Below are 16,423 nucleotides of genomic sequence, written 5' to 3'. Positions count from 1 at the left end.
ATCTTGAACGGCTGGGGGTTGCTCGTAGGATGGGCCGATGCTGTTCGAGGCACGGCTGCGGGAAGGCATCCACGCGGGGCGCGTGACCGTGATGGTGCGCAGGTGGGCGCGCAACAAAGCGATCGCCGGGCACCGGTACCGGACGGGCGTCGACCTCATCGAGGTGGAGCACGTCGACGAGGTGGCCGTCGAGGATCTGACGGACGAGGACGCCGTGGCGGCCGGCTACGCGGATGTGGCGGAGCTGGTCGCGAACCTGCGTGGGGACGAGTCGGTGCCGTTGTACCGGGTGTCGTTCCACGTGGTGCAGGGCGGGGATCCGCGGGACACGCTGGCGGCGGACGCGGCACTGTCGGGTTCGGACGTCGAGGCGATTTCCGCGCGGTTGACGAGGTTTGACGCTTCGGGTCCGGATGGGCCGTGGACGAGGGCGGTGCTGGAGGCGATCGAGGCGAACCCGGGGCTGCGGGCGGGGACGCTGGCCGAGCAGCTGGGGTGGGCGGAACTGCTGGTGTTCAAGCGGTCCGTGCGCAAGCTGAAGGACCTGGGCCTCACGCTCTCGCTCGAGGTGGGGTACCGGATTTCGCCGCGGGGCGGGGCTTATCTCAGGTTGTCAGGTCGTACACGGTGACACCGTCCACTGTGGTCGCCTGGTAGGTGTCGGCGACCCAGGTGGCGATCTGCCGGGCGTCGTCGCTGCCGGAGCTGCCCTGCATCAGGAGGCCGTCGCCGAGGAAGTAGTGGATTTGTCCATTGTGGACGTACTGCTGGAACTGGGCGAGGGTCGGGTACGGGTCGGTGCCGTTGAAGCCGCCGACGGCGAGGACCGGGAGGCCGCCGGCGAGCTGGTAGCCGGCGGCGTTGTTGGAGCCGACGGTGGCGGCGGTCCAGGTGTGGCCGGGGGTTTCGAGGAGTGCGGTGAGGTTCGGGCCGGGGGTGGCGGTGCCGAGGAGGCCGCCTGCTCCGCCTGGTCCGCCTCGTCCGCCTGGTCCTCCGAAGCCGCGGCCGGTCGCGGGGCCGGCTGACGGGATGGCGCCGCTGTGGGGAGTCGCGGCGGTGGCGACCGTGTAGGCACCGGTGGCGGCCAGGAGCGTCACCAGGCCCAGGACCGCGAGCCCCCGCGCGGCGGTGCGGCCGAGCTGGTTGACGAAGAACACCGCCACGGCCGCGAGCAGCCCGGCGACCAGGATCGCGGGCGCGAGCCACGGCTGCCAGGACGGTTCGCGGATGAGCAGGACGTACGAGGTCACGGCCGTGAGCGCGAGGCCGCCGCTGAGCACGCCCGCCGCGGCGGGGTCGTCGCGCAGGCGCCACAGCTGCACCAAGGCCGTGCCGACGAGCGCCGCGACGGCCGGGGCCAGCGCGACCGTGTAGTACGGGTGGATGATGCCGCCCATGTAGCTGAAGACGAGCGCCGTGACCAGCAGCCAGCCGCCCCAGATCACGAGCGCCGCGCGGCTTTGGTCGCTGCGCCGGGCGCGGCGCGTGAACCACAGGCCGGCGCCCAGCGCAAGCAGCGCGGCCGGGAGCAGCCACGCGATGCCGCCGGCCATTTCGCTGCCGAACAGCCGGAAGAGGCCCGTGGTGCCCCAGCCGCCGCCGCGTCCGCCGCCGACGCTGCCGGTCTCGTCGCCGGTGATGCGGCCGAAGCCGTTGTAGCCGAAGGTGAGGCCGAGGAGGCTGTTGTCCTGGGAGCCGCCGATGTAGGGCCGATCCGCGGCGGGCCACAGCGCGACGACGGCGAGGTACCAGCCCGCCGAGACGACGACGGCGCCCAGCGCGCCGGCCAGGTGGAGGACGCGTTTGCCTGCCGGGGTCGGCGCGGCGATCAGATACGCCAGCCCCAGCGCGGGCAGCACGAGAAACGCCTGGAGCATCTTCGCGAGAAACCCGAACCCGACGGCCACCCCGGCCAACGCGAGCCACCTCGGACTGGCCTTCTCGATCGCCCGCACCGTGCAGTAGGCGGCGGCGATGAGCAACAGGACGAGCAGTGCGTCGGGATTGTTGAACCGGAAGATCAACGCGGCGGCCGGCGTGAGGCTCAGGATCGCCCCGGCCAGCAGCCCCGCCGCGGCTCCCGAGGTGCGGCGGACGGTCGCGTAGAGCAGATAAGTCGACCCGACCCCCATCAGCGCCTGCGGCACGAGCACGCTCCACGCGTTCACCCCGAACAGGCGCGTCGCCAGCCCCATCACCCAGAGCGCCGCGGGGGTCTTGTCGACGGTGATGCCGTTGGCCGCGTCGCTCGACCCGAAGAACCACGCCTTCCAGCTCTGCGCCCCCGCCTGGGCGGCCGCGGAGTAGAACGCGTTGGCCCACCCGGAGGCGCTCAGGTCCACCAGGTACCCCACCGCCGTCCCCGCGAGCAGGACGGCCAACGCCGGCCCCACCCACCGGGGCCGGCTGACATCCGCCGGCCTGGGCTGCGCGGCGGGAATCGCGACTGCGGTCATGACAGCCACCCTGGCGCCCCCGCCTGGGCCGGGCATGTGGACACCCTGTGTACCCCCTGTGCGACGCGACGTCACAGCGTGAGCGGACATCACGGGTGGTAGGGGGAGGATTCAGGCTTCGATCTGCGCGGGCTCGCGGGCGCGTTGCACAGGGACGCGAACTCGGTGCGGCGGGGCGTGCTGCGGCTTCGACGGTCGTCGCGGGTCACGAGTGCGGTCGCCGTGGCGTCAGGCTTTTGTGCCGCGGGCTTTGCTTGTGCGCTGTGCCGGACGGCGGTCGCACGGCGAACTCGGGGCGGGCGTGCTGTGGACGACGGTGGTCCGGGGCTTTCCCGCGAGCTTTCGCCGCCGCGTCAGGCTTCGATCTGCGCCACGGGCTCGCCCGTGCGCTGGGCCGGCACGGCGACCGGCAGCCGGACGGCGAACTCCGTCCGCCCGGGGATGCTGTGCACCTCGATGGTCCCGTGGTGCGCCACCAGGACGGCCGCGGCGATGGCCATGCCGAGGCCGGTCGAGCCGGCGGCGCGGGAGCGGGAGGAGTCGCCGCGGGCGAAGCGTTCGAAGACGGCCGGGAGGAGGTCCGGGGGGATGCCGGGGCCGTTGTCGGTGACGGTGATGACGGCGGTGCCGTCGGCGGAGCGGGCCAGCGACGTCACGACGGTGGTGCCGGGCGGGGTGTGGACGCGGGCGTTGGCCAGCAGGTTGGCCAGGACCTGGTGGAGGCGCTGGACGTCGCCCTGCACGAGCACGGGGGAGTCGGGCAGGCGGAGCTCCCAGTGGTGCGAGGGGCCGGCCACGTGGGCGTCGCCGACGGCGTCCGCGACGAGGCGGGCCAGGTCGACTTCGGCGACGTCCAGGGGGCGGCCCGCGTCGAGGCGGGCGAGGAGCAGGAGGTCTTCGACCAGCGTCGTCATGCGGTCGGCTTCGGATTCGATGCGGGCCAGGGACCGGGCGACGTCCGGGGGCACGTGCATGCGGCCGCGGCCGGCGAGTTCGGCGTAGCCGCGGATGGCGGCGAGGGGCGTACGCAGCTCGTGGCTGGCGTCGGCGACGAAGCGGCGTACGCGCATTTCGCTGGCGTGCCTCGCTTCGAGCGCGGCGGAGATGTGGCCGAGCATGAGGTTGAGCGCGGAGCCGACCTGGCCGACTTCCGTGCGCGGGTCGGTGTCGCCGTCGGGGACGCGCACGGACAGGTCCACGTAACCGCGGTCCAGCGGCAGCTCGGACACGCGGGCGGCCGTCGCGGCGACGCGGTCGAGCGGGCGCAACGTCCGCCGCACCGCGAACGCGCCGATGAACGCCGCACCCGTGACACCGGCGGCCGCGACGCCGAAGAGGATCAAGCCGACGGTGAGCAGCGTCTGCTGCACTTGTTCCAGCGGCACGCCGGTCACCACCACGCCGTCGGGGATCGGGGTCGCGGTGAGGCGGTAGTCACCGAGGTCGCCGACGGTGCGCGAGTACGCCCGGCCGTCGGCCGGCAGGCTCTGCAACGCCGCGAGCTGGTCGTCGGTGAGCGTGACGCGCTGGCCGTGCTGGGAGAGCGAGCCGCCGTCGATGAGCCGGCCGCCGGAGAAGTGGGCGTTGACGGTGCCGGCGCCCTGCCCGGGCGCGTCGAGCGGGTTGTGGCCGCCCAGCGGCCCGCCGTGCGTCGCGAAGTCCTGCGCGCGCCCGGCGGCGGCGTAGAGCTGCCCGTCGGTCTGGTCGATGAGGAACGCGCGCAACGCGAACTCGCTCACCACCCCGATCACCAGGCACACCAGCGACAGCAACGCCACGATCGCCACGGTCAGCTTCACACGCAACGACAGCCGCCCGAAGCGGGTCCTCGCGCGCTGAGTCATGCCACGAGCGTGCGGGCGCCGGGTGTGGGCCGCATGTGTGCTGCCTGTGAGCCCGCTGTGATGTCGGGTGTCCGAAAAGTCGGGGTCACAGCCGGGGCTGACGGCAGCCACAGCCCCGACACAGGGTCCGCCTCGACGGTTGGTGGTCATTCCCCTTCAGCCGTAAGGAGCACACGATGCCTGAACAGTCCACTCAGGACACCACCCCCACCTGGGGCGCCGTGTCGAACCGCCCGGCTCCGGAGGGCGCAACGCCGAGCAACCCGGAGCCGAACGGCGCCGCGCCGAGCAGCCCACAATCGAAGCGCGCGACGCCGAGCAACCCGCGGCGCAAATGGGTCGCCGGCGGGGTCGCCGCAGTGGTCGCCGTCGGCGGCGGCGCCGCGATCTGGATCGCGAGCAGCTCCGCCGACGCCGGCACGGCCACCGCCGCAGGCCCGGGCGGCTTCGGCACCGGCGGCCCCGTCGGCTCTGGCGGCCCCGCTGGTGCCCTCGGCCAAGCCCTCCACGGCGAATTCACCACCACCGACGACACCGGCGCCTACGTGACGAAATTCCTCCAGACCGGCAACGTCACCGCCCTCTCCGCCACCTCCCTCACCACCCGAAGCGACGACGGCTTCACGAAGACCTACACCCTCGACTCCACCACCGCCACGGGCATCACCACCGGCGAGAAGGTCACCGTCATCGCCACCACCACCGGCGACACGGCCACCGCCACCTCCGTCACGGAAGCCATGGACGGCCCGCCGTCACAGTAAGGTCCGCGGGCGTCGCTCAATCCGCGCACGACCGAACCGGCAGGGCTGGCCTCGACCGGCAGCGATGGCCGGCCCGCCTTCATGTCGGCACCTCATCGCGGAAAGGTCTGCGCGGTGCAACACCGAAGGCCGGGACGGGCGAGCGGCGGAAACACCTGGCGCCCGCTAACCGGCAGCGACCGGTGGCGCGCGGTCATGGCACCGTCGCAGTGGAGGCTTGCGCGACGCGATGCAACCAAGAGCAAGATCGGCGAGCGAGTGGCGCCCGCTGGCGACGGCCTGTGTCTGGCCGTCGCCACACGCCTTGCGGTTGTCTCAGCGCATCCCGGGCGCGGCAAGCGCTTGCGCGGCGCACGACGGCCGAAACGGGAGCTTGCCGGGCCAGGCAAGAGTCAGTCAGGGGCCATCGCCGCAGTGGTGTCAGGTTGAGGCACGGGCGTGCGCGGAACAAGGCCGCCGCAAGGCAGACATGCGTGAGCGGCTGCCCGAGTCAGGAAGGAGCCGCCGAAGACCCACCCTCACAGTAATTCCCGAGCCGCCGCAAGAGCTTGCGAAGCATACGACCGTCCAAACAAGACAACATGCACCAGCAACGGAAACAGCTGATGCAGCCCCACCCGCGACCGCCACCCATCACCCAGTGGCGCGGCCGCGTCGTAAGCCGCGAGCACCTCCTCCAGGTGCGGGCAGCCGAACAGCCGGAGCATCGCGAGATCCGTCTCACGATGCCCACCGTGGGCGGCCGGATCGATGAGGCAGGCGCCGCCGGGAGTCCACAGGACGTTGCCGTTCCACAGATCCCCGTGTAGCCGCGCGGGAGGCTCGGCGGGGCCGGCGACGGCAGAAAACCGCGAACAAGCCCGTTCGAACACGCGCGCCTCGGCAAGATCCAGCACCCCGCCGTCCACCGCCAGACGCACGTACGGCAGGACCCGCTGCTCCGCATACCACTGCGGCCACTCGGCGCCTGTCACGTTCGCCATCGGGGCCGACCCGATCCACGCCGACACCGGGCCACCCGGAGGCGGTGAGCCGAAAGCCGGCGCCCCGGCCGAATGCAGCCGGGCCAGACCGGCCCCGAACGAACGCGCCGCAGCCACCGTCCGGGCGGAAACCGCAACCCGATCCAGAACCAGCCAATCGGAGTCATAGCCCCGCACGCCGACCACCGGCACTGCGTCAGCCGAAGCCAGCCACCGCAACCCCGAAGCCTCCGCGACAGCCGCACCGGGTGCGTGCTTCACCACCACCCACCCGTCGGCCACCTCGGCCTCCACCAAGGAGCCCGACGAGCGCGTCCGCACCACCTCGAGACCCGTCAGCCGGGTGACCACCTCAACAGCACTCACCGGTCGTAATCGACCGCCAGCTCGGGCGTCGTCGGGCGGGCGCGGCAGGTCAGGATCCGGTTGTCCGCCACGTCGGCCTCGGTGAGCGCGTACTGCACGTCCATGTCCACCCGCCCGCGCACCAGCTTCGCGACGCAGCTGCCGCACGCGCCGCCCGTGCAGGAATACGGCACGTCGAGGCGCGCGCGCAAGGAAGCGTCCAGGACGGTTTCGCCGGGCTTGGTCACGATGTCCGTCACGTGCCGCCCGACGGTGACCGACAGGGTGGCCGGCGAACCTTCCGGGCGGCGCGCCGGGGCGCCGGCGAAAAGCTCGAACTGCACGTCCTCGTCAGGCACGTAGGCCTCGTGCAGGGTGCGGCGCGCCATGTCGAGCAGGCCGCGCGGGCCGCAGAGGAACCACTGGTCGACCTTGGCCGGGTGGAGGCGGTTCTGCAGCAACGCGCGCAGCCGGGTGGCGTCGAGGCGGCCGCTGCGGTAGCGCTCGTGGGAGATGGCGAGTGCCTCGCCGACGGTGTCGAAGTGGCGCACCGGACGGTGGGCGTGCAGATCGGGATCCCGTTCGTCGGTGCGGAAGTGGACCACGTGGAGCCGGCCGGCCCACTCGCGGGCCAGCGTGCTGATCTCGTCGGCGAACATCGTCGTCGCGCCGGAAGTGTTGACGTACAACAGAGTTGCGCGGCTGTGGGCCTCCGCGCGCAGGGCGCTGGACAGGATCGACAGCACCGGCGTGATCCCGCTGCCGGCCGCCAGCAAGACGTAGTGCGCCGAGCGATCGGGGCACGGCGAAAGCGTGAAGCCGCCCGAAGGAGGCAGGACTTCGAGGACGTCGCCCGGCTTCAGCCGCGAAGTCGCGAACGACGAGAAAGTGCCGCCCCCACGGCGTTTCACCGCGATCTGCAACGACGTCGAACCCGCGGGGGAGCACACGGAATACGTGCGCCGCACCACGGTGCCGTCCACCGTCGTGCGCACGACCACGTGCTGGCCGGGCACGTGGCGGAACGTCTCGGCCAGCTCCGCGGGCACGTCGAACGTGATCACCACCGCGTCCTGGGCGATCGGCGCCACGGACCGGACCCGCAACGCGTGGAAGCGCCGCGGCCCGCGCCGCAACGGTTCCGGCGCGGGCTCCTTCTCGAAGCACTCGGTGAGCCGCCGCCACGCGCGGTACTCCGCGGCCGTCAGCTCGCGGCCCCACGCCGTGGTGATCGGGACTTCGCGCGCCAGGTACGCGTCGCGGTTGTCGTTCCACGCGCGCACGTAGCGGTAGAACGGGATCGCCGGGTGAAGGTGGTGCACCAGGTGGTAGTTCTGGTACAGCATGATCGGCGTCATCAGCCACTCCAGCCCCACGCGCACCCGCGTGGCACCGAAGCGGTTCTCCGCCAGGCCGTGGTGGGGCAGCCAGTCGAACCACCACGCCAGCAGCGCGAGCCCCAGCCGCTGCGGGATCAGGTAGACCACCAGCAGCTCCCAGCCGTGGCCGCACGCGACCACGGTCACCACCATCGCGGCGAACGCCACCAGCGCCACCAGCGTCTCCGCGCGCTCGGCGCGGGGCCGGCCGTGCACGCGGCCGGAGTAGAAGCGCACGTACCAGAAGTCGATCGTCAGCCACCGGAACGGCAGCTGCCACCACGGGCCCTGTGACGTCCACGCGTCGGGATCGGTGCTCGCGTCGGCGTTGGTGTTGCGGTGGTGCTCGAGGTGGATGAACCGCAGGAACGGGAACGAGCCGTACGCGGCCACGAACAGCATCGCCAGCCGGCCGAGCACCTCGTTGAGCCACGTGAGCTTCCCGGCCGCGTGGTGGGCCGACTCGTGGGCGACGGTGAACATCGTGAACGTGACGAGCGCGTGCAGCGGGATCGTCACCCACAGTGGCGAGAAGCCGCACAACAGCAGCCACGTGGCCGTGCCCCACACCGCCAGGCCACCCGCGAACAGGGCGAGCGTGGGCAGCGACGCGGGCGCGAGCGGGATCCGGGGACTGGGCACGGCGGCGCGCTCGGGCGCCGCAGGCTGTTCCCCGGCGCCGAGCCGGCTGTCGACGACGGGCATCGAGCGGTCTCCTCGGTCGATCGCTCCTGGCCAAGCGCTGACAACTTAGACAACCGCACGGGGTTTGTAAATCGGTTTGGCACGGATTCAGGGGTGCGTCCTGGTCAGTGGCTGCGCAGGCCGTCGTCGCTAAGCTCGCTTCCCGTGAAATCCGGTGTCGCCGAGGAGTCCCCGGGGCGCGAGCGCTCGCGGGAGCGGCTGCTCGCGGCCGCGGCCGAGCTGACCAGCACGGGCGGCTGGGCGAACCTCACGATGGGCCGGCTCGCGGCCGACCTCGACGTGAGCCGCCAGACCGTCTACAACGAGGTGGGTTCCAAAGCCGGGCTCGCCGAGGCCCTCGTGCTGCGCGAGACCGACAAGCTCGCCGGCACCGTCGGCCAGATCCTCGCGCACCACCCGGGCGACGCGGCCGAGGCCGTCACCGCCGCGTTCTGCCACATCGTGGAGGCCGCGCGCGTGAACCCGCTGCTGAAGACCGTGCTGGGCGGCCAGGACGGCGACGAGCTGCTACCGCTCATCACCACGCGTTCGCAGGCCGTGCTGGAGCGCGCCGTGACCGCGGTGACGCCCGTGCTGCGGGCGCAGTACCCGGAACGCGGGCTGTCGGAAGCGGAGTGGTCCGTCTTCGCCGAGACGTTCGTCCGGCTCCTGCTCAGCCGCGTGGTGCAGCCCGGCGGGCCGGTCGAGCGGACGGCCACGAATGTGCGCTGGGTGCTCGGGCGGATGCTCGACCGCTGATCGGGAGGGGTGTCAGGGTGCCCCCGACCAGGTCCGGTGAGGCGAAGGGCCTAGACTCGGTCGTCCCGGTCGGCAGGTGACCGGGACCGTCCCGAGGGACTGTCCAACCCCCATTGTTTACCGCTCGAGGAGAAGACCTTGAAGAGCACCGTCGAGCAGCTCAGCCCGACGCGAGTCAAGATCAATGTCGAGGTGCCGTTCGACGAGCTCAAGCCGAACTTCGACCGCGCCTACCGCAAGATCGCCGAACAGGTGCGCATCCCGGGCTTCCGGCCCGGCAAGGCGCCCGCTCGCGTCCTGGAAAGCCGGATCGGCCGTGCGCCGGTGCTCGACGAGGTCGTCAACGAGGCCATTCCGGCCAAGTACATCGAGGCCGTCCGCGCCGGCGAGGTCCGCACCCTGGGCCAGCCGGAGTTCGAGGTGACCAAGCTCGAGGACCGCGACGTCCTGGAGTTCAGCGCCGAGGTCGACGTGCGGCCGGAGATCGCGCTGCCCGACCTCGAAGGCCTCGAGGTGAGCGTCGACGACGTCGAGACCACCGACGCGGAGGTCGACGAGCAGCTCGACGAGCTGCGCGCCCGCTTCGGCACCCTGACCGGTGTCGAGCGCCCGGCCGAGAACGGCGACTTCGTGTCCATCGACCTGTCGGCCACGGTCGACGGCAAGGCCGTGGAGGAAGCCTCCACCACCGGCCTGTCCTACGAGATCGGCTCCGGCCAGCTCGTGGACGGCATCGACGAGGCGATCGTCGGCGCGAGCCAGGGCGAGACGAAGACCTTCACCACCAAGCTCGTGGCCGGCGAGTTCGCCGGGCAGGACGCCGAGGTCACCGTCACCCTGCAGTCGGTCAAGCAGCGCGAGCTGCCGGAGGCCGACGACGAGTTCGCGCAGCTCGCGAGCGAGTTCGACACCATCGACGAGCTGAAGAGCGACCTTCGCGAGCGTCTCGGCCGCGTGAAGAAGATGCAGCAGGGCGTGCAGGCGCGCGACAAGGTCCTCGACATCCTCCTGGAGCGCACCGAGGTGCCGATCCCGGAGAAGGTGCTCGAGGCCGAGATCGAGAACCGCAAGCACGACGCCGTGCACCCGTTCGACCACGACGAGCAAAAGTTCGCCCAGGCGCTCGAGGCCGAAGGCCGTACCCTGGACGAGTTCAACGCCGAGGTCCAGGAGGAGTCGGAGAAGGCGGTGCGCACCCAGCTGCTGCTGGACACCATCGCCGACAACGAGAAGACCTCCGTCAACGACGGTGAGCTCACCGAGCGCATCATGTACCAGGCCCAGCGCTTCGGCATCAGCCCGGACGAGTACGTGCAGCGCGCCCAGCAGTCGGGCCAGCTGACCGCGATCTACGCCGACGTGCGCCGCGGCAAGGCGCTGGCGTCGGTGGTCCGGGGCACGACCGTGAAGGACGCCTCGGGCGCGGAGGTCGACCTGACCGAGCTGTTCGGTGCCGACGAGGCCGACGCCCCGGCCGGCGACGAGACGCAGGTCACCGAGGAAGCGGCCGCGACCCCTGCGGAGTGACGCTGTGAGCGAACTTGGGCGGTGTCGGGCATTCCGCACCGCCCGAGTTCGTTAGGGTCGGTTGCAAGATCTCAAGCATCTGAACACGACAGCGGTGGCCGACACGACGAAGGGCCGCCGCCGGCGAAAAAGGCAGGCAGACGTGAAGCAGCACATGCCCGAGGGGCGGACCGGCACCTCCGGACTCACCCTCACCGACTCGGTCTTCGAGCGGTTGCTCCAGGAGCGCATCGTCGTCCTCGGCTCCGAGGTCAACGACGAGATCGCCAACCGGATCACCGCGCAGCTGTTGCTGCTCGACGCGGACGACGGTGAGTCCGACATCCGGTTCTACATCAACTCGCCGGGTGGCTCGGTCACCGCCGGGTTCGCCATCTACGACACCATGCAGCTGATCCGCCCGGACGTCGCCACGTACGCCATGGGCATGGCGGCCTCGATGGGGCAGTTCCTGCTCTCGTCGGGCACGCCGGGCAAGCGGTACGCGCTCCCGCACGCCAGGATCCTGATGCACCAGCCGTCGGCGGGTGTCGGCGGTACCGCGTCCGACATCGCGATCCAGGCGGATCTGTACAACAAGTGGAAGCAGGAGCTCGCCCGCATCACGGCCGAGCAGACCGGGCAGACCACCGAGCAGATCGTCAAGGACGGCGACCGCGACCGCTGGTTCACGGCGCAGGAGGCGAAGGATTACGGCTTCGTCGACCACGTGCTGTCGGCCGGCATCACCTCGAACAACTGAGCGCGAAGCACACAGGAGACCTCTCATGAGCAATTACCGGCTCCCGGGTGACTTCCGGGCTCCGCAGACTCCGCAGTCGCGGTACATCCTGCCGTCGTACGTCGAGCGGACCAGCTACGGCGTCAAGGAGTCCAACCCGTACAACAAGCTGTACGAGGAGCGGACGATCTTCCTCGGCGTGCAGGTGGACGACGCGTCGGCCAACGACGTGATGGCCCAGCTGCTGCACCTCGAGCACGAGGACCCGGACCGCGACATCAGCATCTACATCAACTCCCCGGGTGGGTCGTTCACGTCGCTGATGGCGATCTACGACACCATGCAGTACATCCGCCCGGACATCTCCACGGTGTGCCTCGGCCAGGCCGCTTCGGCCGCCGCGGTGCTGCTGGCGGCCGGCACGCCGGGCAAGCGCATGGCGCTGCCCAACGCGCGCGTGCTGATCCACCAGCCGGCCACCGAGGGCACCTACGGGCAGGTCTCGGACCTGGAGATCCAGGCCAACGAGATCCAGCGCGTGCGCCGCCAGATGGAGGTCATCCTGGCGAAGCACACGAACAAGGAGCCCGACCAGATCAGGGCCGACATCGAGCGGGACAAGATCCTGACCGCCGACGAGGCCAAGGCCTACGGCCTGATCGACGAGGTCCTTCCGTACCGGAAGGCCTCCGCCAACTGATCACGGGGCCGGTGCGTGTCGAATCGGCGACACGCACCGGCTCTCTGGTCTAGTGTCGACCTCTGACGTGCCTTCTCCTCGCCCGGGTGTTCCCGCTCGCGGCTTCGGACGGGTACCGTCAGTGGCAGTGCGTGAAGCTCCGGTCGGTCGGCGCGAAAGCAGCCGGCTCCCGGTCGGAGCGGCAAGACAGTGTCAGGTGCGTACCGCGCACCGGAGGGGACGAGGTCAACGGCCATGGCACGGATCGGTGACGGCGGCGACCTGCTGAAGTGTTCTTTCTGCGGGAAGAGCCAGAAGCAGGTGAAGAAGCTCATTGCCGGCCCCGGGGTCTACATCTGCGATGAGTGCATCGACCTCTGCAACGAGATCATCGAAGAGGAGCTGGCCGAAGCCGGCGAGGTGAAGCTCGACGAGCTTCCCAAGCCCGCGGACATCCGCGAGTTCCTCGAGCAGTACATCATCGGCCAGGACGACGCGAAGAAGACGCTCGCGGTCGCGGTGTACAACCACTACAAGCGCATCCAGGCCGACGACAAGGCCGGGCCGAAGGACTCCAAGGACGAGCCCGTCGAGCTGGCGAAGTCCAACATCCTGATGCTCGGGCCGACCGGTACCGGCAAGACCTACCTGGCGCAGACGCTCGCGAAGCTGCTGAACGTGCCGTTCGCCATCGCGGACGCCACGGCGCTGACCGAGGCCGGCTACGTGGGTGAGGACGTCGAGAACATCCTCCTCAAGCTGATCCAGGCCGCCGACTACGACGTGAAGCGCGCCGAGACGGGCATCATCTACATCGACGAGGTCGACAAGATCGCCCGCAAGTCGGAGAACCCGTCGATCACGCGCGACGTGTCGGGCGAGGGCGTGCAGCAGGCGCTGCTGAAGATCCTCGAGGGCACCACGGCGTCGGTGCCGCCCCAGGGCGGGCGCAAGCACCCGCACCAGGAGTTCATCCAGATCGACACCACGAACGTGCTGTTCATCGTGGCCGGTGCGTTCGCGGGGCTCGAGAAGATCATCAACGAGCGCGTCGGCAAGCGCGGCCTCGGCTTCGGCGCGGAGATCCGCACCAAGGCCGAGATCGAGGGCAGCGACGTCTTCTCCGAGACGATGCCCGAGGACCTGATCAAGTTCGGCCTGATCCCGGAGTTCATCGGCCGCCTCCCGGTGGTCGCCACGGTGAACCACCTGGACAAGGAGTCGCTGGTCTCGATCCTCACGCAGCCGCGCAACGCCCTGGTGAAGCAGTACAAGAAGCTCTTCGAGATGGACAACGTCGAGCTGGAGTTCACCAAGACGGCGCTCGAGGCCATCGCCGACCAGGCGATGCTGCGCGGCACGGGTGCCCGCGGTCTGCGTGCGATCATGGAGGAAGTCCTCCAGCCGGTCATGTACGACATCCCGAGCCGCGACGACGTGGCGAAGGTCGTGATCACCGAGCAGACCGTGCGGGAGAACGTGAACCCCACGATCGTCGCGCGGCAGCCGTCCCGGCGGGCTCGCAGCGAGCGTGGTGAGAAGTCGGCCTGAGCCGTTAGCCGATCGGCTTGAGCCGTTTGCGGGAGTCCGCTGCCAGGCTGTTCGCGGCACGCGCGATAATGGACAGGATGACAACCGTGCCGCTGACCGCAGCCCCAGGGGACAACGCCACCACGTCGGTGCCGGACGTGGATGACGCCGCTTCGCCCCCGCCGGCCTCGAACGATGCCCCGTCGGTGGGTATCGTCGAGCTGAGTGAACGCGTCGTCGCGTCGATCCTGACGCGCGTCCCCTGGCTGTACCGCGCGGGCAACATCATGCTGGCTGTCTTCGCGGTCGTCTGCCTGGTGGCGGTGGGCACGAGGCTGTCGGCGCTGCCGCTGATCCCGCTGCCGCTGTTCGCGTTGGCCTGGTACTTCCTCCGCTTCCTGCGCGCCGCGGACACCCGCCGGCTGCAGCTGCGGTGGGCCCTGCTGACGGCACTGGCGACGATGGTGGGGTTCTGGCTGATCTCGGTCGTGGCTCGGTGGGTTTCTTCCTGAAGCTCGCGCTGAGCGGCTGAGCGATCGGCACAGCAGCCGGCCGAGGTGATGCGTGCTGCGAGTTCACGCCCGGGAGGCCGGGCCCACGGGCCAGGCTGATCGGTTTCGTGTTGCGCGGCTGAAGGCGAGCGGGCTGGATGGCGGGATGAGCTTCCTGAACCAGCCCGACGACGAGCGTTCCGACGAGTTCGGCCTCGGCCCGCGCCGGACCGGGCTGTCCGGCTCCGAGGTGTTCCGGGGGAGTGCGCTCGCGGCGCCGAAGCTGTACTGGTCGCTGGGCGGGCTGGCGGGCTTGTTCGTGGTGTTCGCGCTCGTCGTGGCGGTGCGGCGTGGCGACCTGGGGGCGGTGTGGCCGGTGTTGCCGTTCGTGGTCACGCTGGGGGCGCTGTGGCGGGCGCGTACCGTGCGGGACCTGCGCGGGCTGGCGTGGTGCAGTGGCCTCGCGGCGGGTGGGTTGGTGACCGGGTTGATCGTGCTGGTGCTGGTCGCTCGGAGCTGATCTCGAGCGGGGCGTCCGTCGCTTTTGGATCGCCCGGAAGCCGGCTCGTCCTGGTGAAGCGGATTTCCCTTGCTGCACAACCGTTATCCGGTAACAACGTCGTCCGCGATTGCGTCGCGGGCATAGTTGCCATGGGTTGTATGCGTCAGCCGCGGCGCTGACTCTGCCGTCGCACGCCGCCGCGCCGGCCGCGGTGGTCGGGACCGACCTGGTGCTGTCGACGCCGGAGCGGATGGTGGCCGGCGTCGCGCCGGAGCTGCGCGTGCTGCGGCCGCTGCCGTACTACCTGTCCGGCACGCCCGCCAGAACTTCGACAAGGGCCACAAATGGCTGCGTGAGCAGGTGATGAGCGCGATCGCGTGACTTCACACCGCGCGGGGCACGTGCTTCCCGACGAAGCTCACCAGGCTCGGCACGACGGAGTGGAAGAACGTGTCGCTGTGGATGCCCTTCGCCGTGTAGCCGATGGCCGGGTGGGTGGCCGCGATGTAGCGGCGGACGCCGGTGATGAAGGAGTCCTCCGTGCCGCACCACAGGGCCGTCGGGATGCCGCGTAGCGCGGTGAGGTGGCGCAGCGGGTCGAGTGACGTCCAGTCCGTCTGGCCCGTGAAGATGTGGCGCTTGGCCATCTCGGGCCAGTTCGTGATCAACGCCGGCGAAATCGCCGCGACGGCCTCCGGCGGCTGGCGACGCTCCGCGCGGCGCCGGCCGTAGACCATCGCGCCGAAGCCGCCCATCGACACGCCTGCGCACGCGAACGGCAGGCCGTGCGCCCCGCCGAGGCCGCGCGCCGCGAGCCAGCGCGGGACTTCCTCCAGCAGCATCGCCATGGGGTCGTCGCCGGGGCGGACCTCGTGCCAGTAGTTGTCGCCTCCGTCGACGGCGACGTAGCCGTGCGCGGGCACGGCCTTGCGCGCGACGTCCGCGGCGAGCTGCTTGAGCAGACCACTGGGGGCGGCGCTGCGGGCGTTTCCGTGCAGGCCGTGGAGCATGAGCGACATCGGCAGCCCGGCCGGCGGCTTCTTGCTCGGCAGGAACAGCACCAGATCCACGTCGCGGCCCCGCGCGGCGGAATGCACCCGCTCGACGCGCAACGAGCCGACCTGCGTGACCGGCGACCCGGCGGTGACCCCGAGGACCTCCAGCGCCTGCCCGAGCGGCGACAGCCCCGCCGCGGTCGCCGCCGCCACCCCGGCGACACCCAGGCCGGCCACCCCGGCGACCAACGCCGTGCGCCGGCTGACGCGGCCGCTCATGCGGCACCGCCGGCGAGGCCTCGGGCGCTCAGTCGGTCGAGCGGCGTCAGCCCCGCGGCAGCCGGCCCGGCGGAGAGCGCGGTGCGCCGGCTGGTGCGGCCGTTCACACGGCACCAGGGGCGAGGCTGGCGGCCTCGCCGTTCACCTGACGAGCCGCGTCGCGCTGACCGCGGGCACCGTGCTGCGGTCGGTTCGCCTACGAGCGCGCGGACGGTGCCGGTGGAACCGGAGCCTGGCAGCGAGTACCGGGGAGCAGTTGTTCGTCCGCCGACCGCGGCCTCCGGCCCGGCGATCCCGGCCGCGGTGCCGGCGGCGGGATTCACGCCGTCTCCGCGAAGGGGGAGACGTCGTTCATCCGAAGACCAGCACTGCCCGGCAGTCGCCCCGGAAGCGAGCACGACCCGGCGGTTCACCCCTCCGTCCACCTCGGCCTCCGTCCCGGACCACGCCACACTCACGAAACTCCCACCCACCTGGACGCAGCT

15 protein-coding genes are annotated in these 16,423 nt (G+C 70.9%); 10 read left to right on the top strand and 5 right to left on the bottom strand.

From position 1 onward, the window contains the following. Positions 1-37 precede the first annotated feature (37 nt). Entirely contained in the window at positions 38-631 is a 594-nt protein-coding gene (locus AB0878_RS31945) for a hypothetical protein (protein WP_366583925.1), read from the top strand. Here AB0878_RS31945 and AB0878_RS31940 read toward each other — a convergent pair. Then, entirely contained in the window at positions 606-2,456 is a 1,851-nt protein-coding gene (locus tag AB0878_RS31940; protein ID WP_366583924.1) for a glycosyltransferase family 39 protein, read from the bottom strand. The two genes, AB0878_RS31945 and AB0878_RS31940, sit on opposite strands and share 26 nt — an antisense overlap. A 353-nt stretch (positions 2,457-2,809) precedes the next feature. Next, positions 2,810-4,300, bottom strand: a complete 1,491-nt coding sequence (locus AB0878_RS31935) for a HAMP domain-containing sensor histidine kinase (RefSeq protein ID WP_366583923.1) — start codon at positions 4,298-4,300, stop codon at positions 2,810-2,812. 176 nt (positions 4,301-4,476) lie between these two features. Between AB0878_RS31935 and AB0878_RS31930 the strand changes: the two genes are divergently transcribed. Then, positions 4,477-5,064, top strand: coding sequence for a hypothetical protein (locus AB0878_RS31930; RefSeq protein WP_366583922.1), 588 nt, complete (start codon positions 4,477-4,479; stop codon positions 5,062-5,064). Between the two features lie 518 nt (positions 5,065-5,582). Here the strand turns inward: AB0878_RS31930 and AB0878_RS31925 are convergent. Together AB0878_RS31925 and AB0878_RS31920 are read right to left on the bottom strand one after the other, a co-directional pair. Next, positions 5,583-6,413, bottom strand: coding sequence for a fructosamine kinase family protein (locus AB0878_RS31925; protein ID WP_366583921.1), 831 nt, complete (start codon positions 6,411-6,413; stop codon positions 5,583-5,585). Continuing rightward, positions 6,410-8,476, bottom strand: a complete 2,067-nt coding sequence (locus AB0878_RS31920) for a fatty acid desaturase (protein ID WP_366583920.1) — start codon at positions 8,474-8,476, stop codon at positions 6,410-6,412. The genes AB0878_RS31925 and AB0878_RS31920 overlap by 4 nt, the downstream gene beginning before the upstream one ends. 144 nt (positions 8,477-8,620) lie before the next feature. Here AB0878_RS31920 and AB0878_RS31915 point away from each other — a divergent pair, with 144 nt between their 5' ends. The 8 genes from AB0878_RS31915 to AB0878_RS31880 all read left to right on the top strand — a co-directional run bounded on the left by AB0878_RS31915 (position 8,621) and on the right by AB0878_RS31880 (position 15,028). Then, on the top strand, positions 8,621-9,214 hold the full coding sequence (locus AB0878_RS31915; protein ID WP_366583919.1) for a TetR family transcriptional regulator: 594 nt from the start codon (positions 8,621-8,623) through the stop codon (positions 9,212-9,214). 138 nt (positions 9,215-9,352) lie between these two features. Then, positions 9,353-10,741: a trigger factor gene (gene tig, locus AB0878_RS31910; protein ID WP_366583918.1), complete on the top strand. Its 1,389-nt coding sequence runs from the start codon at positions 9,353-9,355 to the stop codon at positions 10,739-10,741. 142 nt (positions 10,742-10,883) lie between these two features. Then, positions 10,884-11,483 carry an ATP-dependent Clp protease proteolytic subunit gene (locus AB0878_RS31905; protein ID WP_366583917.1) on the top strand — a complete coding sequence of 200 codons (600 nt, stop codon included), beginning with the start codon at positions 10,884-10,886 and terminating at the stop codon, positions 11,481-11,483. A gap of 25 nt (positions 11,484-11,508) precedes the next feature. After that, on the top strand, positions 11,509-12,162 hold the full coding sequence (locus tag AB0878_RS31900) for an ATP-dependent Clp protease proteolytic subunit (RefSeq protein ID WP_220242917.1): 654 nt from the start codon (positions 11,509-11,511) through the stop codon (positions 12,160-12,162). 234 nt (positions 12,163-12,396) lie between these two features. Beyond that, on the top strand, positions 12,397-13,692 hold the full coding sequence (gene clpX / locus AB0878_RS31895; protein WP_360600373.1) for an ATP-dependent Clp protease ATP-binding subunit ClpX: 1,296 nt from the start codon (positions 12,397-12,399) through the stop codon (positions 13,690-13,692). 77 nt (positions 13,693-13,769) lie between these two features. Further along, a complete protein-coding gene (locus tag AB0878_RS31890) occupies positions 13,770-14,183 on the top strand; it encodes a hypothetical protein (protein WP_366583916.1) in 414 nt (137 codons plus the stop codon). Between the two features lie 145 nt (positions 14,184-14,328). After that, positions 14,329-14,682: a hypothetical protein gene (locus AB0878_RS31885; RefSeq protein WP_366583915.1), complete on the top strand. Its 354-nt coding sequence runs from the start codon at positions 14,329-14,331 to the stop codon at positions 14,680-14,682. Between the two features lie 136 nt (positions 14,683-14,818). Continuing rightward, on the top strand, positions 14,819-15,028 hold the full coding sequence (locus AB0878_RS31880; RefSeq protein WP_366583914.1) for a hypothetical protein: 210 nt from the start codon (positions 14,819-14,821) through the stop codon (positions 15,026-15,028). 19 nt (positions 15,029-15,047) lie between these two features. Here AB0878_RS31880 and AB0878_RS31875 read toward each other — a convergent pair whose 3' ends face one another. Beyond that, entirely contained in the window at positions 15,048-15,938 is an 891-nt protein-coding gene (locus AB0878_RS31875) for an alpha/beta hydrolase-fold protein (protein ID WP_366583913.1), read from the bottom strand. Positions 15,939-16,423 lie beyond the last annotated feature (485 nt).

The organism is Amycolatopsis sp. NPDC047767, from assembly GCF_040704195.1.
Lineage (GTDB): Bacteria > Actinomycetota > Actinomycetes > Mycobacteriales > Pseudonocardiaceae > Amycolatopsis.
The sequence above is the reverse complement of the archived record's forward strand: the minus strand, read 5'-3'. Positions and strand labels throughout refer to the sequence as shown.